Here is a 17,178-nt window from a genome sequence, read left to right on the forward strand (position 1 = left end):
TTATGTTCCTTTGCATATAATCGGCGCTCTTTCAAAAGCTAAACAAACCGGTTTGCGTATCAAAATGGGCGACAGGAGGGGATTCAGGTGAGCGGAAACGGGAACAGCAGCTACAGAAAAACAAATGGCACCGTCGGTTGGAGAAAGACCGGGGGAAACGATCATGGCGGAAAAGGAAGCGACGGCGCCGCGGCGGGCGGCGGGAATTTACGCTGGTGGCAGCTCTCGCTGCTCGGGATCGCTTCGATCATCGGCACGGGTTATTTTCTTGGCTCCGGAATCGGGATCCGCATGGCGGGGCCCGCGATTCTGGTCGCCTTTCTGTTGGCGGCGCTTGGAGCGTATACGGTGTTTGACGCGCTGGCGCGCATGACGGCCAAACAGCCGGAGAAGGGCTCCTTCCGCTCTTACGCCAAGCGGGCGTTCGGACGGTGGGCCGGATTCGGCAGCGGCTGGGTATACTGGTCTTCCGAGCTGCTTATTATGGGCAGCCAGCTTACGGCGCTATCGCTCTTTACGCGGTTTTGGTTTCCCGGTGTGCCGATGTGGCTGTTCGCCGCCGGATATGCCATCCTCGGACTGGCCGTTATTTTGCTCGGCAATAAAGGGTTCGATTCCATCGAGCATGTTTTATCGGTCGTCAAAATCGCGGCGATCCTGATGTTTCTCGCCATCGCGGCCACCGCGCTGCTGGGCTGGATTCCCGGAGCGGGGAAATCGGCCTTCCCGCGTACCTTCGGCCAATTCTTCCCTAGCGGGGCCATGGGGTTATGGTCGGGGCTGATCTTTGCTTTCTACGCGTTCGGCGGGATTGAAGTAATGGGGATGATGGCCTACCGGCTGAAGGACCCGCAGGACGCGCCGAAGGCCGGGAAGATCATGCTCCTGCTGCTGGCGGCGGTTTACGTCCTGTCGATCGGTCTGGTCGTGACGCTGCTTCCGTGGAACAAAACCGTGCCCCACAAGAGCCCGTTTATTACGGCGCTCGGCGGGGTTCATCTGCCTTTCATTCCCCATGTCTTCAACGCCGTGCTTATCGTCGCCGGGTTCTCGACCATGGTCGCCTCGCTCTACGCCGTGACGACGATGCTGGTCACGCTGGCCGAGGATAAGGACGCGCCGCCGCTCTTTGCCAAGACGGCGCTGAAGGAGCGGCCGCTGTACGCCATAGGTCTTACGGCGGTGGGCCTGGCCGGCTCGATCCTGCTGTCCCTGGCGATGCCGGGACGCATTTACGAATATATTACGACCGCCGCCGGACTGTTATTATTATACAACTGGCTGTTCATTTTGCTCACTTCCGGCAAGCTGCTCGAATTGTCCGTGTTCGGGCAGGTTAAGCGCTTCGCCGGGCTCGCGCTGATTGTCCTTGCCGTGTCCGGAACGCTCGCGCATAAAACAAGCCGCCCGGGATTTTGGGGCAGCCTGATCTTCATCGCCGTCATCGGTACGGTTACTTTAATCATGCAGTTCGCCGTATGGAAAAGACGGAAGCCCGCTCTGCGGCGGCGGCGCAAGGCAACGCTAGTGCGTCGGCCGAGATTGGATTAAAGCCGATCCAGCAGCAACAAGACGGCCTCATAACCGAAATACAGGCCGAACCCGATCAGCGAAAGGCCGGAGAGGGCCGAAATCATCCGCAACAGCCGATCGTTCAGCACCTTTCTGAAGCCGCCGGCAAACGCCGCCATGGATATATCCCAAAGCAGCACCCCGGCTATAATGGCGCAGCTATTGGCGATCAGATCGCCGGCGCCTGAAGAGGATGCGCTTGGGCCAGCACCGAGCCGTAGATACCGAGCCAGAACAAAATGGAGAGCGGGTTGGACAGCGACATCATAAACCCGGAGAAGTAGGATTTAAAAAGGGGCTCGCCGCCCCTCATTTCGCTCAGGCTGAGCTTGCGCGCCTGGTTCAGGCTGTCGATTCCGGTATAGATCAGAATAAAGAAACCGAACAGCCAAAGAAACGACTTCATGAAGGGAGTATTGAGAAAATGCACTACTCCGAAGTACACGAGCGCCATGTAGATGATATCGGCGGTGATCGCCCCGAGGCCGACAAGCCAGGCGGGGAGAAATCCCCCACGGATGCCCCGGTCCAATTGCGCGGCATTCACCGGACCGATGGGGGCGGATAGGGATAAACCAAGAAACACATAACCAAGTAAACCGTTCAATGCGGATACCTCCGGAAAATTGGAATCATGGCAGCGAATGAATCGGGAACTTGTACATTGTATTCATCTAGGGCCGCTTGTACGACAAAAAATAGGGACTTGATAAACTAATCGTATTAGTTTATATTTTAACTAATGATATTAGTTTTGAGAGAGGATGAAGCGGGATGCGGGTTACCCGAAAAGGCCAATTGCTTCAATTGTCATTTATGCCGCGAATTTTTCCGGTGAATTGTTACTTGGTGGAAGAGGAGGATGGCCTGACATTGATCGATGCCGCGCTGCCTTACAGCGCCGCCGGCATTATCAAGGCGGCCGAGGCGGTCGGCAAGCCGCTGGCCCGGATCGTACTAACCCATGCCCATAGCGATCATATCGGGGCGCTTGACGCACTCAAGACGAAATTTCCGGAGCTCCCCGTCCACATTTCGGTCAGGGACGCCCGGCTGCTCGCCGGCGATACGACGTTGGACCCGGGTGAACCGCAGACCCCGATCCGCGGCGGCGTTCCGCAGCCGCGGAAAGTGGCGACCCGCCCGGACGTGCTGCTGAAGGAAGGCGACCGGGTCGGCTCGCTGCGGGTGATCGCCACTCCCGGGCACACGCCGGGCTCCATCTCGCTGCTGGATACCCGCAGCGGCGCGCTCATCGTGGGCGACGCCCTGCAGACGCGCGGCGGCGTCGCGGTCAGCGGCCAACTCCGGCCGCTGTTCCCGTTCCCGGCGCTCGCGACCTGGAACGCCGAAGCGGCGCTCGCCAGCGCGTGGAAGCTGGCCGCGCTGGACGCAGGCCTGCTCGCCGCCGGTCACGGCCGGATGATCGAGCGCCCCGCCGACATAATGCGGGCGGCGATCGCCCAAGCCGAGCGCAAGCTCGGGGCGCTGCCGGGCGGCGGAGAGGGGGAATCGGGCCATGTCGCCAAGGGCGGGCATTGATCCCGGGGCCGTATTGCGGGCCGCGCTGGAAATCGCCGACAGCGAGGGGGCCGAGGCGATTACGATCTCGTCCGTAGCTCAGCGCTTGGGGATTCGTCCCCCCTCGCTGTACAATCATGTGAGCGGGCTTAATGAACTGCGGAGCTGGGTGGCCGTTCATGCGCTCCGTCAGCTTCAAGACGCTATCGTGGCCGCGGCCGGGAACAAGAAGGGGGAGGCGGCGATTCTTTCCTTCGCCGATGCCTATATTGGTTTTGTCCGGGAGCATCCGGGCCTATATGAGATGATCCAGCTTGCTCCGGGCCCCGAGGACCGTGAGATCGGCGAAGCCGGCGACAGACTCGTGGACTTTGTCGTAGGGTTACTTGATGATTATAACCTGACGAAGGAGGAGGCTCTGCACACGGTACGGGGCTTGCGCAGCCTCATTCACGGCTTCGCTTCCCTGGAGCGGCAGAAAGGCTTCGGCCTTCCGCTCGATGTACAGGACAGCCTGAATTTTAACTTGAAGCTGATTCTTGACGGATTGCGCCGGAGAACTGGTTAAGATTTTACATAGCGGGTAATTGGTAACAAAGAGGTCATTTCGGGGGATAATATAAACCCCGCCGGAAGCCTTGCGCGGCGGGGTGAATTTGCCCGCGACGGGGCGGGCGACATAGACTAGACCATCGGAATACAGGAAAAAGGAGCCGAAAGGCTCCTCTTAGACTCAATAACACGCTGGCACGTGTGAGATTATCCGCGACAAGGCGGAAGACGTAATCTCTAACGATTCAATTCTCTGATCTTATACTACCTTTTCGGCGAGGCGATGTCAACCTTCAGCCTAAATGCCGAAAGACCACTTCAGCCGGTTTTCGAGGCGGCGCACGTCCTCTTCATCCAGATTCCCCAAATGCTCCTTGAGCCGGATTTTGCTCACCGAGGTGGTCTCCTCCGTTTTGGCGGCGGAATCGAAAGCTAGAAAATCGTATTTGCTCTTAAAGAGAAAATAGTGGCTTTGAAACCGGGGGATCGGCTTCCCTTCCTTCGTCAGGATCGGCTGTCCCGTACTGGCCGCCGTACGGATCTTCAAATTTTTGGTCAGCGGTACGACCAGCACATTGCCGGATGTGGAATTTACCGTATTATTCGAGACGATGACGACCGGCCGTTCCTCGTTCTGCTCGCAGCCGATATTTTCGCCGAAATGGCAAAAATGCACCGCTCCCCGGGTCAAGTGCCGCTTCATTTGCGTTTCCTCATGTTCGATCCATTGATGCGCCATCTCGATTTTGAGCGGCATCCAGGTTTCGATTTGCCGCGTTTTTTGCTGCTTCAAATATTCGATCCGCTCGTTCCGTTTGCGCTTTTTCGCCGGATTTTCCCGTACCGTTTCGGGTTGTTCACGATGATTCTTATGCATGATCTTTCCTCCAGACTGGCAGGTGTAAACATATATACCTTTGAATTACACGTAATTGCCTAGCGATAAACCAGGAAATGCCGATGATTTAAAAATAATCTTTCCTGCGTTTGCGTCGATCCGATGTTTGCTTTCCCCGCGAGTTGACAATATTTTTGCCTCTGTGATACCTTAGGCTTGAAATCGAGGTGATTACGCACATGGCAAAGAAGAAATACGCACCCGCCACGGCAGCGAAGACCGCGGATAAACCGGCGACTCTGAAGGACCTGCTCGGCGAGGGGACGATTGCGAAGCTGAAGGAGCAGGCCGCGCAGCTCAAGCAGGAGGAGGAGCAGCGCCGGGAGGAGGCCCGGGTCAAGGCCGAGGAGGAACGCAAGGCGGAGCGGAAGCGACTGGACAACGATTTCGAGCATCTGCTGAATACGAGCAAGCTCGATTGGCATAAATTCAAATAAGATTTAACCGGGAGGCAGCCGGATATTCAGGGCTCGGTCTCCCGGTTTTTTACTCGCTCAAATTGAAAGCGCTAACTTTTGCTGCGGGAAGGGTCGCCAATCCATGAAAAAATATATTCCCTACACCTACAAAATGCTCGTTCCCTATCTGCTGCTCGTCCTGATTACGGATATTATTATCGGCTATATTTCGTATTCGATGCTGATCCAATCGCGGACGGAAATGGCCGAGACGAATATCCGCACGGGCATGGAGCAGGCGCGGGATAATATCCGCTATCAAATGGACGAAATCCAGCGGATGTCGGACACGCTGTTCGGCAGCTTGTCTTTTCAGCGGGCGCTTCAGGCCAAAGGGGAGCCTTATCAAATCTATCTGGTCATGTTGGACGAAATCGTCCCGCAAATTACGGCCCCGCTCAAGCTGTTCGGAAACGATATCCGGCTCATGCTTTACACGATGAACGAGGATCTGAACCTCGTGCCCGGAGACGATCTTGCCGAACCGATCGACGGCAGCGATTATTATATTTTGCCGCTTGCCGAAATAGCAAACCAGGAATGGTACCGCCGCTACAAGGATTCCGAGCTGGACAACATCTGGCTGCAGATCGACACCGACCGGGAGCTCGGCAATATATCGCATATCCGTAAATTGGTATCCTATAGCGACTACAAGACGGTGATCGGTTATGTGCGGATTACCGCTTCCCTGGACGACTTGTTCGGCAACTTCGCCGCGTTTCCGGTCGAGGAAGGCGTCACCCTGCGCCTGATCGACAACGCCGCGGGCGGGGCGGCGCTTTATCAAAGGGGAGACGCCGGTTCCGGCCCCCGGGAGGAGAGGCGGGAAAGCGGCACCTATCTTACGCTGCGCGAACAAATTCCCGGAACGGACTTTGTCATCGAGACACTGGTCCCCCGCGCCTATTTGACCAAAGATACCGCGCGGCTGCAAAGGTCGATCCTTGCCGTATGCGCGCTCAGCTTCGCGGGGATGTCGCTGATCGGCTCGATGGTGGCGCGGCTTTCCGGCCGAAGAATGGCCCGGATCGTCCGGTTGGTGCGCTCCTTTCAGGAGGGCAACTTCCAGAAGCGCATCTCTTTCCCGGGCAACGACGAATTCGTACATATCGCCGAGGCGTTCAACGTCATGGCCGGAAATATCCAGGAGCTGATCAACAGCGTGTACGTGCAAGGGCTGCAGCGGAAGCATGCCGAGCTTGAGGCGCTGCAGGCCCAGATCAACCCGCATTTCCTGTTTAACACGCTGTCCACGATCAGCAGTTTGGCGAACCTGGGGGAGACGCGCAAGGTGACGGACATGGTGCAGGGATTGTCGCGTTTTTACAGGCTAACGCTGAATCAGGGCAAGGTGTTTACTACGCTGGAGCATGAAGTTATGCAGGTTGAGACTTATCTGGACATTCAGCGGGTCAAGTATGCGGACGGATTTAAAGTATACGTGGATATCGCGGAGGATATCCGGCATGTTCCGGTTATGAAGCTGATACTTCAACCGTTTGTAGAGAATGTGTTCAAGCACGCCTGGTTCGGCGAGTCGATCGCGATCCGGATTACCGGCAGGCGGTCCAAGGGCGGGATAGAGCTGAAGGTGATCGACAACGGGATCGGCATGACGCCGGAGACCGTCAAGGAGCTGCTCGCGGCGCCCAGCAAAACCGGAGGGTACGGGATCAAAAATGTCGATGAGCGGATCAAGCTCAGATACGGGGAAGGCTATGGCATTTCGATCTTCAGCTTTTACGGGGCGGGCACCACGGTGAGCATATTTCTGCCTGCGGAAGAAGCGGCGCTGATTCAAGAGCCGGCCGGATGAGTCAGGCAGAAATCGGTGAAAAAGTATAGGTTTTCATTGAAAAGCGCTATGTTCAAAACCGGATTCGGTAAGTTATTCTCCTAATAACAAGCGTTGGTCGGAGGGTTATGGAGATGGATATCAATATTTTGCTTGTCGACGACGAAGCGGTGGACCTGGAATGGCTGCGGCGGCGCGTGGCCGGAAGCGGGATTCCTTATCCCCTTCGCGTTGTCGGAACGGCGAACAGCGGCTTCGGCGCGCTCAAAATATTGGAGCAGGAACGGGCCGATCTTATTCTATCGGATATCCGCATGCCGATCATGTCCGGCACGGAGTTTGCCCGCCGGGCGAGGGAGATTCATCCGCAGGTGAAAATCGTGTTTATCAGCGGGCATGAGGATTTCGGGTACGCCAAAAAAGCGATCGAGCTGAACGCCTCCGGTTATTTGCTTAAGCCGGTGGAGGACAATGAGCTCAAGGAGATGCTGCTGTCGCTTTGCGAGTCGGTGGAGAGAGAGCGGGAGCAGAAACGCACGGCCTCGGCGGCTTGGTCGCTCGTAGGCGAGGAGTTGCTGATCCGCTGGTTGAAGGACTTTGCTGCGGCCAAAGCGGGCAAGCATATTCAGGATGTGCTTCACCCGCTGCTGCGGTTCGGGACGGCGGCGGCATTGGTCGAAATCGACGACCTGGAATGGAAAACGGGCGAGTGGACCGGGCGGGAAAAACGGGAGCAGATTCAGCGGCTCCTTATGTTTATAAGGAGCTATGTGGAAGAGAATATGCTCGGCACCTTTTTCCGGAATGAAGAGACGCGCTATCTCATTCTGTCGTCCGTGTCCGAGCATGAATTTCCCGTCTTGCTGGAAGGGCTGATCGCAGCCGTAAGGGATAGTTCGCCTTTTACCGTTACGGCCGGAATCGGCAAATTCGCGCGGGACGAAGAGTCGCTGCGGGAATCCTACCGGCAGGCGCAGGCAGCCTTAAGCGTTAAATGGCTGCTCGGCAAAGACCGGCTCATCAGCTGGGATGTGGTCGAGTGGGCCCCCGGCGGGCATGTGCCCGTGCCGAGCGTGGACGAAGTGCTGAATCGGATGCTGCGTGCCATCCTGGAGTACGATTTGGTCGCCGTCGACGATTGCCTCGCCGAGATCTTCGACCGCCGGCAGCCGCTCTTCCGAAAGAATGAAGTCTACGATCTCATTCTCCGGATCACCACCAAGCTGCATGCCGATCTGCGGCAAATGGGGGAGAGCCTGTACGAGCTGTTGAAATGGGACGCTAATCAGCCGGTGATTCTGTTTCAATTCGAAACCGTACACGATATCAAATCCTGGCTGAGAAAGCGGTTCTTCGAATTGTCCGAACTGCTGTACGTCAAGAAACAGCGGCACAAACGCAAGCTGATCGAGGAGATCATGCAGTATGTGGATTCGCATCTGGAGCGGAAGATTACGCTGAAGGAAGTCGCGACGCATTTTGATTTTACACCGAATTACCTCGGGTTTTTGTTCAAGGAGGAGACGGGGCAGCATTTCAGCGATTATCTGAACGAGCGAAGAACGAAGCGGGTATGCGAGCTGTTGTCCGATCCCACGCTGAAAATTTACGAAATTGCCGAGCGGATGGGCTATAAAAACATCGTTTACTTTAATCGACAGTTCAAACAAACCATGGCCATGACACCTGGCGAGTATCGGAAGAAAAACAAAATATGAGCCTCCGGGTCGCTTCATTCTTGACCCGGAGGTGAAAAGGGCCGGGATTTGCCGCTTCAGCGGCAGGCCCGGTCTTTTGTTTGTTCGGGGGAAGCTTCAGTCTTACAGCATGCCGCCCGGCCTTCACTTGGAAATAATCCAATGAACGTGACGCCTCAAAAAACAATCGTGGAAAATGTACTATATTTAGTTGCTTCGCTGAATCCAAAACGTAAGCGTTCTCAACTTACAATGAGGACAGAGACAATTAGAGGGGGGAGAGGTGAAGGATGAGTGGGCACGGCTTTTGGAGCGATGTAAAGAAATATAAAACACTGCTGCTCATGCTGGTTCCAGGGGTATTGTTTTTCCTGCTGTTCGCTTATATCCCGATGGCGGGAATCGTGCTGGCCTTCAAGCAATTCAATTACAGCGGGGGAATTTTCGGCAGCCCGTGGAACGGGCTGGACAACTTCCGCTTCTTCTTTGAATCGGGCGACGCCTGGCGCGTGACGAGAAATACGGCGCTCTATAATATCGCGTTTATTCTCGTCAACAATGTGCTGCAAATTTTCGCGGCGATTTTGCTGTTCGAGGCCACGGGCAAATGGTTTCGGAAAATTACCCAGACCGTGATGTTCCTGCCTTACTTTATTTCCTGGGTCGTCGTCGGCGCGATTGCGTACAACCTGTTCAATTACGATGTGGGGACAATCAATGTACTCCTGAACAAAATCGGCCTCGAATCGATCGATATTTACAATACGGCCGCCTATTGGCCGGTCATTCTGATCCTCATCTCCGCCTGGAAGGCGCTCGGCTACGGCACGATCATGTATCTTGCGGCCATCACCAGCATCGACACGGAGATGTATGAAGCGGCCGAAATCGATGGGGCCAACATTTTTCAGCGGATCCGCAAAATTACGATTCCGAATCTGATGCCTACGGCGATTATTCTTATGCTGCTGGCGATCGGCAACATTTTCCGCGGCGACTTCGGCATGTTCTATAACATGGTCGGCAACAACGGGCTGCTGTTCTCCTCCACCGACGTCATCGATACGTTTGTGTTCCGGTCGCTGATTTCGTCCAACGAAATCGGCATGTCCGCCGCCGCGGGCTTCTACCAGTCAATCTTGGGATTTGCGACGATCATGCTCGCCAACTATGCGGTACGCAAATACGACAAAGACCATGCTTTGTTCTGATCACGGGGGGAACTTTCGATGAGTAAAGCGGCAACATCCGCCGGCATACCCGGCGCCGAAGTCCGGCTTCCGGGACGGAAGCCGAAATATAAAGACCGGGCGATTCTGGCCGTGATCGGCTACATATCGCTTACGATTCTGGCACTATTTTGCATCATTCCGTTTCTGCTCGTCATTTCTTCTTCACTGACCGAGGAGAGCAAAATCATTGAGAACGGATTTCAACTGATTCCCGCCGAATTTTCGTTCGAGGCGTATCGGATTCTGTTCAAATATCCGGCGGAGATGCTTAAATCGTATGGCGTAACCATTACGGTCACCGTGCTGGGCACATTCCTAGGTCTGTCCTTGACCTCCATGACCTCTTATGTGCTTTCGCGAAAAGATTTTAAATGGCGCAACAAATTCGCTTTCTTCTTCTTTTTTACGACGCTGTTCAGCGGCGGGCTCGTTCCGTGGTATCTGCTCATCGTAAACTATCTGCAACTGAAGGACACGCTGATTGTGCTCATTCTGCCGATGCTGATGAACGTGTTCTATATCATCGTGATGAAATCGTTTATGAGCGGCATTCCCGAGGCGATCATCGAATCGGCAAAGATCGACGGAGCGGGAGACTTCCAGATTTATTTGCGCTTTGTGCTGCCGCTGTCCAAACCCGCGCTGGCGACCATCGGTTTGTTCATCGCCCTCGCTTACTGGAACGACTGGTACAATGCGCTGCTGTTCATCTCCAACGAGGACCTGATGCCGCTCCAGTATTATTTGTACCGGATGCTCGGCAATATGGACGGCATGCGCAGAGCGATTATGTCATCCGGGGTCGTGGTGAATTTCAACCTGCCGAGCGAGAGTCTGAAAATGGCGATGACGATTGTGGCGACGGGGCCGATTTTGCTGGCTTATCCGTTCATCCAGCGCTATTTTGTCCAGGGACTGACGATCGGCGCCGTCAAAGGATAGGGATGACCTCAGGGATCCAAGGGAATCGCCTGGTTATCGATAGATTCATTCCAAATGAATGAGGGGGAATTTTAGTCATGAAACAAAAGAACAGGACATTTACGTTTCTGCTGGCGATGGTTATGGCATTATCCGCCTTGTTGAGCGCCTGCGGAGGAAACGGGGGAGCCGGGAACGCCCCGAAAGCGGAGCCGGCGAATACGGGGAATAACGTGGCCGTAAATTCGGCGGATGCGGGCGAGAGCTCCGGCGGCCCGGATATCTCTCAGGAAGTGAAGCTGAAAATGCTGATGGTCGGGGGCAAACCGGCCGATTACGATGAAGTTTTCGGCGAGCTGAACAAGCTGCTGAAGGAGAAGATCAACGCCACCGTGGAGACCGAATTTTTGGACTGGGCGGACTGGACGCAGAAATATCCGCTGAAGTTCGCCGCCGGTGAGGATTTTGACATCGCTTATACGGCAAACTGGGCTTTCTATACGGACCAGTCACGCAAGGGCGGCTTCCTGGAACTGACCGAGGACATGCTCCAAACATATATGCCGAAGACATGGGAAGCGATGCCCGAAGTGTCCTGGGAGCAGGCCAAGGTAGACGGCAAATTGTACATGGTGCCGAACAACAATGCGGAAGTGACCGACAAAGCGGTGCTGATTCGGGAAGACCTGCGTAAAAAGTACAATCTGGAGCCGATCAACAGCCCGGAAACCTACGCCGCTTATGTGAAGACCGTCGCCGCGAACGAGAAGGGCATCAGCGCCTTCGGCGCCAAGCCGGCGGACGGCTGGAAATGGCATGAGCTGGACCAGATTTTGCTGGAGCAGCAAAACGAATGGAACCTGGTCGATTACAGCATGCCGCTCGCTTACAAGCTCGACGACGAGAAAGGGCAGCTGTTCAACGTTTACGATACGCCGGAGTTTAAACAGCTACTGGTTTACTATAAAGACCTTGCCGACAACAAAGGCTGGTCCAAAAATATCGTCAGCAACAAAAATGACGTCTGGCAGGATATCAAAGCCGGAAAAACCGGTTCCTACGCGCAGAATCTCGGGACGGTCGCCATGAACATGGCCGAAATGCGCCGCGACAAACCGGAATACGAAGCGGCGATCGTCGATTTGACGCCGGACCAAAAGAAAATCGCCGCGATTTCCACCCAAAACGGGATGGCGATCCACGCCACCTCCAAAAATGTGGAGCGTTCCCTGATGCTAATCGATCTGCTGCAAAACGATAAAGAGATTCATGATCTGACGATGTACGGCATCGCCGGCAAACATTACGAGCCGGTCGGCGACGACAAGTATACCGCGGGGCCAAATGCGGCCAACTACACCGGATTCTCCAACTGGGGCTGGAATTCGCAGTTGAACCGGACCGACGCGTCCTATCCGGTGGAAGCGGACGAAATGCTGAAGCAATGGCAGTCCAAGGTGTACCATTTCCCGCTGGAAACCTTCGTCTTTGACGATTCGAAGGTGAAGAACGAAGTGGCCAACGTCGGCAATGTAATGCTCCGCTATGCGATTCCGCTGGAATACGGCCTCATTCCCGACCTGGATAAAGGCCAGGCGGAATTGATCGAACAACTGAAATCCGCCGGCATCGACAAGATCCAGCAGGAGCTTCAGGGCCAGATCGACGCGTTCCTGGCCGCCGGCCAATAATCTCCCGGCCGCTGGAGCCTTGGCTCCAGCGGTTTTAACAAACTGAACGGAGGATAATGACTTAATGAATAAATTTCCGCCGATTTCCCCCAAATTGCCCGCGTTCATGCACGGGGCGGATTACAATCCCGAACAGTGGCTGCACTATCCGGACGTGCTGGAGGAGGACATCCGCCTGATGAAGCTGGCGAATTGCAACGTCATGTCCGTCGGAATCTTCTCCTGGGCGATGCTGGAGCCGCAAGAGGGCGTGTTTAAGTTCGACTGGCTGGACCGCGTACTGGACCGGCTGGCCGCCAACGGGATTTACGCCTGGCTGGCCACGCCGAGCGGCGCCCGCCCGGCCTGGATGTCGGAGCGGTATCCGGAAGTGCTGCGCGTGGACCCGGGCCGGCGGCGCAACCTGCACGGGATGCGCCACAATCATTGCCTCACCTCGCCCGTTTACCGGGAAAAGGTGAGGATCATCAACGGCAAGCTCGCGGAGCGGTACTTTGCCCATCCCGCCGTCATCGGCTGGCATGTCTCCAATGAGTACGGCGGGGAATGCCACTGCGATTACTGCCAGGAGGCCTTCCGGGCTTGGCTGAAGCGCAAGTACGGAACTCTGGAGGCGTTGAATCAGGCGTGGTGGACGGCCTTCTGGAGCCATACATATACCTCCTGGTCACAGCTCGAGTCCCCCGCTCCGCACGGGGAGACGATGGTCCACGGACATAATCTCGACTGGCGGCGGTTCGTGTCCGACCAAACGATCGATTTCTACCGGCACGAGATCGCGCCGCTGAAATCGGCAAACCCGGACCTGCCGTGTACGGCCAATATGATGGATTTGTTTTACGGCTTGGATTACCGGGAGTTTGCCAAAGCGGTCGACGTAATTTCCTGGGACGCCTATCCGACCTGGCACGAGGCCGAATCGGAGATCGCCGTCGCCTCCTGGTTCGCCTTCAACCACGACTTGTTCCGCTCGCTCAAGCGAAAGCCGTTCATGCTCATGGAAAGCACGCCGAGCCAAACGAACTGGCAGCCGGTCAGCAAGCTGAAGCGCCCGGGTATGCACCGCCTGTCCTCGCTGCAGGCGGTGGCGCACGGGGCCGATACGGTCCAGTATTTCCAATGGCGCAAGAGCCGGGGCTCCAGCGAGAAGTTTCACGGGGCGGTCGTCGACCATGCCGGTCATGAGCATACCCGGGTGTTCCGGGATGTAGCCGGGCTCGGCCAGACGCTGTCGCAAATGTCCGAACTGATCGGAACCCGTGTCCCGGCGGAGGCCGCGATCCTGTTCGACTGGGACAACCGATGGGCGATCAACGACGCCCAGGGGCCGCGCAACGGCGGGCTGCATTATGAAGAGACGGTCGTGCAGCATTACCGGGCGCTCTGGAAGCTGGGGGTGCCGACGGATGTGATCGGCTCCGACGACGATTTTGCGCCGTATAAACTGATGGTTCTGCCGATGGCTTATTTGCTCCGCGAGGAAACCGGCCGCAAGCTGGACAGATTCGTGAGGGAGGGCGGCACTCTGCTGGTCACCTACTGGTCCGGCATCGTCAACGAGTATGATTTATGCCATCTGAACGGTTTTCCCGGACCGCTGCGGCGGACGCTCGGCATTTGGGCGGAGGAGATCGACGGGCTGCACGATCATGACCGCAACTCGCTCGTCATGTCCGGAGGCAATTCGCTGGGCATGGAGGGGAGCTTTGAAATCCGCGAGCTGTGCGAGGTCATCCATGCCGAAGCAGCGGAGGTGCTGGCGGCGTACGGGGACGATTTCTATGCCGGCATGCCGGCGCTGACCGTAAACCGCCCGCACCCGGGCGGCGGCCGGGCTTATTATTTGGCGGCCCGCGTGAGCAAGGATGCCTTTTATGACGAATTATACGGCAAACTTGTCAACGAGGCCGGCGTACGCCGCGCGCTGGATACCGTCCTCCCGGAGGGTGTCACCGCCCAGCTTCGTTCCGACGGAGAGCAGGATTACGTGTTTCTGCTTAACTTCTCCGGCAAAGAGGCCGGCGTAGAGCTCGATGCCGGGGAATATCATAACCTTGAAACCGGTGAACCGTTATACGGGGTGCTGAAGCTTCCGGTTCACAGCTCGCTCGTGATGAAACGCAAGGCATAATAGTATATATCGAGGTGATAAGCCGGCATTTCGCATGCCGGCTTTCTGTATAAGTAGGAGGCTGATAATACATATGCTTTTGGATATCCAACCCTGGCTTGTTTTCTGCACGCTGATTATTTTGTCGGCCAGTTTTGTTCAAGGGGTAACCGGCTTCGGCTTCGCCTTGGTTTCGCTGCCGCTTTTAACCCAATTTCTTCCCTTGCGTCAAGTGGTCCCGCTGATCGTTATCCTTAGTTTCATGACGAACATAGCCATCCTTCTAAATTGCTATAAACATATTGTGTTCCGGAAAATTTCGCTGCTCATCCTGGCAGGCATTACCGCGGCTCCATTCGGCTCCGGTCTGTTGCTGTACGTCGACGACACCGCACTGAAGATTGCCGCGGGCATCCTGATCGCCCTGTTTGCGGCGGTGATGCTAACAGGTTGGACGGCGCCCGTACGGAACGAAAGGCTGGGCTTTGTGGCGGTCGGCCTCGCCAGCGGTTTATTGAACGGAAGCATTTCGATGAGCGGGCCGCCGGTTGCGCTGTTTTTGTCCAACCAAGGGATGGACAAGCAGACGTTTCGGGCAAATCTTACGCTCTATGCACTCGTTTTGAATGCGGTAACTATAGCCTCGTATTATATCACGGTTTATTGGATAAGGCGGTTTCCGGCGCCCTACTATGGATGATTCCCGCCATGATCCTCGGGGTGCCGCTCGGCATCGGGGTCGGAAGCAGGCTAAAGGAGTCACGTTTCAAGAAGGTTGTCCTGATTCTGATTCTCATCTCCGGATGTTGGACGGTATGGACCGCCCTGATGGTGGGGCAACGGAGGTAGGGCAGCCGTCTCGGCGGCCGGCGGTTTTGCGTTGACATTATTTTTGCCGCTATGTTACGTTAGGCATGGATATTGTAAGGGTTACCCATATGACCGCTGGCGGTTGCTTTGGGAATGCTTACAGCATATCGATGTATTGAGGTGACGAATTGGATCGTATGGGTGCATGGATTCTGTTTTTCATGGTTATCGTCCTGCTGGGATGGCTTAATCAAAAGCATAGATATTCCGGGAAACTGAGAACGGTATACCGGGAGCTTAAGGAGCTGGCCGAACGAGTCCGGCAGGGGAACTCCAGCCCCCATGATCTTCCGGTTTGGGAATCCCGCCTGCGCGAGCTGGAGCGGCACCCCAATGAATTTAACAGGCTCGATGAAGAAATCGGCCTCCGCGAAGCGCTCTTGCTTTATTTGGAGAAACATTATCCCGGGGATGAGCGGCTGGGAAAATTAAGGGAAGCCGCCGCGTTCCGCAAGGACGCCGTTTGGGGAATGAAAATGAGACGCTGATTTTGACAATGCGCCGGGGGAGTGCTACGCTGGGGCTGGTCTTTGTTTGCGCAAAATATTGCAGAGTAAGGTGGATGAAAAGTTACTCATGAGCAAATTCACAAGCGATTATATTATTACGATGGATGATATCGTTCGGGAAGGCGCCCCGATTCTGCGGGTCGTCACGGAGCCGGTCAGTATCCCCCCAACCGAGGAGGACCGGGAGGAAATGGCGTCGATGCTGCTCTTTTTAAAAAATAGCCAGGACCCCGAATTGTCGAAAAAATACAAGCTGCGCGCCGGGGTGGGCCTTTCCGCCAACCAGATCGGCTTAAACAAGCGTATGTTTGCCGCCCTGTTGACGGACGATAAGGGGAACGACCGGGAAGTCTGCTTGTTCAATCCCAAGATCGTCAGCCATTCCGCGGCGATGACCTATTTGCCGGAGAGCGAAGGCTGCCTGTCGGTGGACCGGGTTGTGCAGGGGTTCGTACCCCGCTACGAAAAAGTACAGATCAAAGCCTACGACGGAGAGGGAAATGAGCTGAAGCTGCGGTTCAAAGGCTACGATGCCATCGTGATGCAGCATGAGCTTGATCATTTGAACGGAATCATGTTCTATGACCGGATCAACAAAGAACATCCGTTCAAATTGCCCGAGGGCGTACAAATTTCCAGCTTATATTAAACGGAGGAATCAAAGATGGACACCAAGTCTGTTGTAAGAATGATCGATCATACGCTGCTCAAGGCGGATGCCGGCAAAGAAGGCATTCTCAAACTGGCCGCCGAGGCCAAGGAATACGGCTTCGCTTCCGTCTGCGTCAATCCTTACTGGGTTAAGACGGCGGCGGAGGCGCTGAAGGATGCGCCCGAGGTCAAGGTTTGCACCGTGATCGGCTTTCCGCTCGGGGCTTCCGCTCCCGAAGCCAAAGTATTCGAGACGGAGCAGGCGATTCGGGACGGAGCGACCGAAGTCGATATGGTTCTCAATATCGGCGCGCTCAAGGGCGGAGACGACAAGGCGGTTGTCTCGGACATGGCCGGTGTCGTGAACGCGGCAAAAGGCAAAGCGCTGGTGAAAGTCATTCTAGAGACCTGCCTGCTCACCAAGGATGAAATTGTCCGCGCCTGCCGATTGGCGGTGGAAGCCGGGGTCGATTTCGTGAAAACTTCGACCGGTTTTTCCACGGGCGGCGCGACGGCCGAAGATGTCGCGCTGATGAGGGAGACGGTCGGCCCGGACATCGGCGTCAAGGCGTCCGGCGGGGTGCGCAGCCTCGCCGATGCGGAAGCCATGATCCAGGCGGGAGCATCCCGGCTCGGAACGAGCGCCGGCGTGGCGATCGCGCAGGGGCTCAGCAGCCGTTCCGATTATTAAACACAAC

The 17,178-nt window shown here is 55.9% G+C and carries 15 protein-coding genes and 1 pseudogene; 14 read left to right on the forward strand and 2 right to left on the reverse strand.

From position 1 onward, the window contains the following. Positions 1 to 87: 87 nt before the first annotated feature. Positions 88 to 1,551 carry an amino acid permease gene (locus tag V3851_RS16850; RefSeq protein ID WP_331847718.1) on the forward strand — a complete coding sequence of 488 codons (1,464 nt, stop codon included), beginning with the start codon at positions 88 to 90 and terminating at the stop codon, positions 1,549 to 1,551. On the opposite strand, the pseudogene V3851_RS16855 reads toward V3851_RS16850, so the two are convergent. Next, a pseudogene (locus tag V3851_RS16855) lies at positions 1,548 to 2,179 on the reverse strand (LysE family transporter). The gene V3851_RS16850 and the pseudogene V3851_RS16855 overlap by 4 nt on opposite strands. Positions 2,180 to 2,346: 167 nt before the next feature. On the opposite strand from V3851_RS16855, the gene V3851_RS16860 reads away from it, so the two are divergent. Both V3851_RS16860 and V3851_RS16865 read left to right on the forward strand, forming a co-directional pair. Next, complete coding sequence (locus tag V3851_RS16860) at positions 2,347 to 3,114, forward strand: MBL fold metallo-hydrolase (RefSeq protein ID WP_331847719.1); 768 nt, start codon at positions 2,347 to 2,349, stop codon at positions 3,112 to 3,114. After that, positions 3,092 to 3,661 carry a TetR/AcrR family transcriptional regulator gene (locus V3851_RS16865; protein ID WP_331847720.1) on the forward strand — a complete coding sequence of 190 codons (570 nt, stop codon included), beginning with the start codon at positions 3,092 to 3,094 and terminating at the stop codon, positions 3,659 to 3,661. The genes V3851_RS16860 and V3851_RS16865 overlap by 23 nt, the downstream gene beginning before the upstream one ends. 282 nt (positions 3,662 to 3,943) lie before the next feature. On the opposite strand, the gene V3851_RS16870 is transcribed toward V3851_RS16865, so the two are convergent. Next, on the reverse strand, positions 3,944 to 4,522 hold the full coding sequence (locus V3851_RS16870; RefSeq protein ID WP_331847721.1) for a type II toxin-antitoxin system PemK/MazF family toxin: 579 nt from the start codon (positions 4,520 to 4,522) through the stop codon (positions 3,944 to 3,946). Between the two features lie 200 nt (positions 4,523 to 4,722). Here V3851_RS16870 and V3851_RS16875 point away from each other — a divergent pair, with 200 nt between their 5' ends. From V3851_RS16875 to deoC, 11 genes are all read left to right on the forward strand, one after another. After that, positions 4,723 to 4,980: a YqkE family protein gene (locus tag V3851_RS16875; RefSeq protein ID WP_331847722.1), complete on the forward strand. Its 258-nt coding sequence runs from the start codon at positions 4,723 to 4,725 to the stop codon at positions 4,978 to 4,980. A gap of 103 nt (positions 4,981 to 5,083) precedes the next feature. Continuing rightward, the gene (locus V3851_RS16880; RefSeq protein ID WP_331847723.1) at positions 5,084 to 6,820 is read left to right on the forward strand and encodes a sensor histidine kinase; all 1,737 of its coding nucleotides are present in this window, start codon (positions 5,084 to 5,086) and stop codon (positions 6,818 to 6,820) included. A gap of 113 nt (positions 6,821 to 6,933) precedes the next feature. Further along, entirely contained in the window at positions 6,934 to 8,517 is a 1,584-nt protein-coding gene (locus V3851_RS16885) for a response regulator (RefSeq protein WP_331847724.1), read from the forward strand. Positions 8,518 to 8,786: 269 nt separating this feature from the next. Then, the gene (locus V3851_RS16890; protein ID WP_331847725.1) at positions 8,787 to 9,707 is read left to right on the forward strand and encodes an ABC transporter permease; all 921 of its coding nucleotides are present in this window, start codon (positions 8,787 to 8,789) and stop codon (positions 9,705 to 9,707) included. Between the two features lie 18 nt (positions 9,708 to 9,725). After that, a complete protein-coding gene (locus V3851_RS16895; RefSeq protein ID WP_331847726.1) occupies positions 9,726 to 10,670 on the forward strand; it encodes a carbohydrate ABC transporter permease in 945 nt (314 codons plus the stop codon). Positions 10,671 to 10,747: 77 nt separating this feature from the next. Then, positions 10,748 to 12,340 (forward strand): ABC transporter substrate-binding protein, encoded by a 1,593-nt coding sequence (locus V3851_RS16900; protein WP_331847727.1) that lies wholly within the window; start codon positions 10,748 to 10,750, stop codon positions 12,338 to 12,340. A gap of 64 nt (positions 12,341 to 12,404) precedes the next feature. After that, a complete protein-coding gene (locus tag V3851_RS16905) occupies positions 12,405 to 14,471 on the forward strand; it encodes a beta-galactosidase (protein WP_331847728.1) in 2,067 nt (688 codons plus the stop codon). 73 nt (positions 14,472 to 14,544) lie between these two features. Then, positions 14,545 to 15,150, forward strand: coding sequence for a sulfite exporter TauE/SafE family protein (locus V3851_RS16910; protein ID WP_331847729.1), 606 nt, complete (start codon positions 14,545 to 14,547; stop codon positions 15,148 to 15,150). A gap of 307 nt (positions 15,151 to 15,457) precedes the next feature. Continuing rightward, positions 15,458 to 15,808 (forward strand): hypothetical protein, encoded by a 351-nt coding sequence (locus tag V3851_RS16915; RefSeq protein WP_331847730.1) that lies wholly within the window; start codon positions 15,458 to 15,460, stop codon positions 15,806 to 15,808. 88 nt (positions 15,809 to 15,896) lie between these two features. Then, entirely contained in the window at positions 15,897 to 16,478 is a 582-nt protein-coding gene (gene def / locus V3851_RS16920; protein WP_331847731.1) for a peptide deformylase, read from the forward strand. Between the two features lie 15 nt (positions 16,479 to 16,493). Further along, complete coding sequence (deoC, locus tag V3851_RS16925; RefSeq protein WP_331847732.1) at positions 16,494 to 17,171, forward strand: deoxyribose-phosphate aldolase; 678 nt, start codon at positions 16,494 to 16,496, stop codon at positions 17,169 to 17,171. Positions 17,172 to 17,178 lie beyond the last annotated feature (7 nt).

This window comes from Paenibacillus haidiansis (genome assembly GCF_036553665.1).
GTDB lineage: Bacteria > Bacillota > Bacilli > Paenibacillales > Paenibacillaceae > Fontibacillus > Fontibacillus haidiansis.

What these genes read in the sequence shown, in the direction of transcription:
- V3851_RS16890 (WP_331847725.1), top strand. Translation starts at nt 8,787, where the DNA reads ATGAGTGGGCACGGCTTTTGGAGCGATGTAAAGAAATATAAAACACTG.
- V3851_RS16875 (WP_331847722.1), top strand. Translation starts at nt 4,723, where the DNA reads ATGGCAAAGAAGAAATACGCACCCGCCACGGCAGCGAAGACCGCGGAT.
- V3851_RS16905 (WP_331847728.1), top strand. Translation starts at nt 12,405, where the DNA reads ATGAATAAATTTCCGCCGATTTCCCCCAAATTGCCCGCGTTCATGCAC.
- V3851_RS16860 (WP_331847719.1), top strand. Translation starts at nt 2,347, where the DNA reads ATGCGGGTTACCCGAAAAGGCCAATTGCTTCAATTGTCATTTATGCCG.
- V3851_RS16880 (WP_331847723.1), top strand. Translation starts at nt 5,084, where the DNA reads ATGAAAAAATATATTCCCTACACCTACAAAATGCTCGTTCCCTATCTG.
- V3851_RS16910 (WP_331847729.1), top strand. Translation starts at nt 14,545, where the DNA reads ATGCTTTTGGATATCCAACCCTGGCTTGTTTTCTGCACGCTGATTATT.
- def (WP_331847731.1), top strand. Translation starts at nt 15,897, where the DNA reads ATGAGCAAATTCACAAGCGATTATATTATTACGATGGATGATATCGTT.
- V3851_RS16895 (WP_331847726.1), top strand. Translation starts at nt 9,726, where the DNA reads ATGAGTAAAGCGGCAACATCCGCCGGCATACCCGGCGCCGAAGTCCGG.
- V3851_RS16900 (WP_331847727.1), top strand. Translation starts at nt 10,748, where the DNA reads ATGAAACAAAAGAACAGGACATTTACGTTTCTGCTGGCGATGGTTATG.
- deoC (WP_331847732.1), top strand. Translation starts at nt 16,494, where the DNA reads ATGGACACCAAGTCTGTTGTAAGAATGATCGATCATACGCTGCTCAAG.
- V3851_RS16870 (WP_331847721.1), bottom strand. Translation starts at nt 4,522, where the DNA reads ATGCATAAGAATCATCGTGAACAACCCGAAACGGTACGGGAAAATCCG.
- V3851_RS16915 (WP_331847730.1), top strand. Translation starts at nt 15,458, where the DNA reads ATGGGTGCATGGATTCTGTTTTTCATGGTTATCGTCCTGCTGGGATGG.
- V3851_RS16865 (WP_331847720.1), top strand. Translation starts at nt 3,092, where the DNA reads ATGTCGCCAAGGGCGGGCATTGATCCCGGGGCCGTATTGCGGGCCGCG.
- V3851_RS16885 (WP_331847724.1), top strand. Translation starts at nt 6,934, where the DNA reads ATGGATATCAATATTTTGCTTGTCGACGACGAAGCGGTGGACCTGGAA.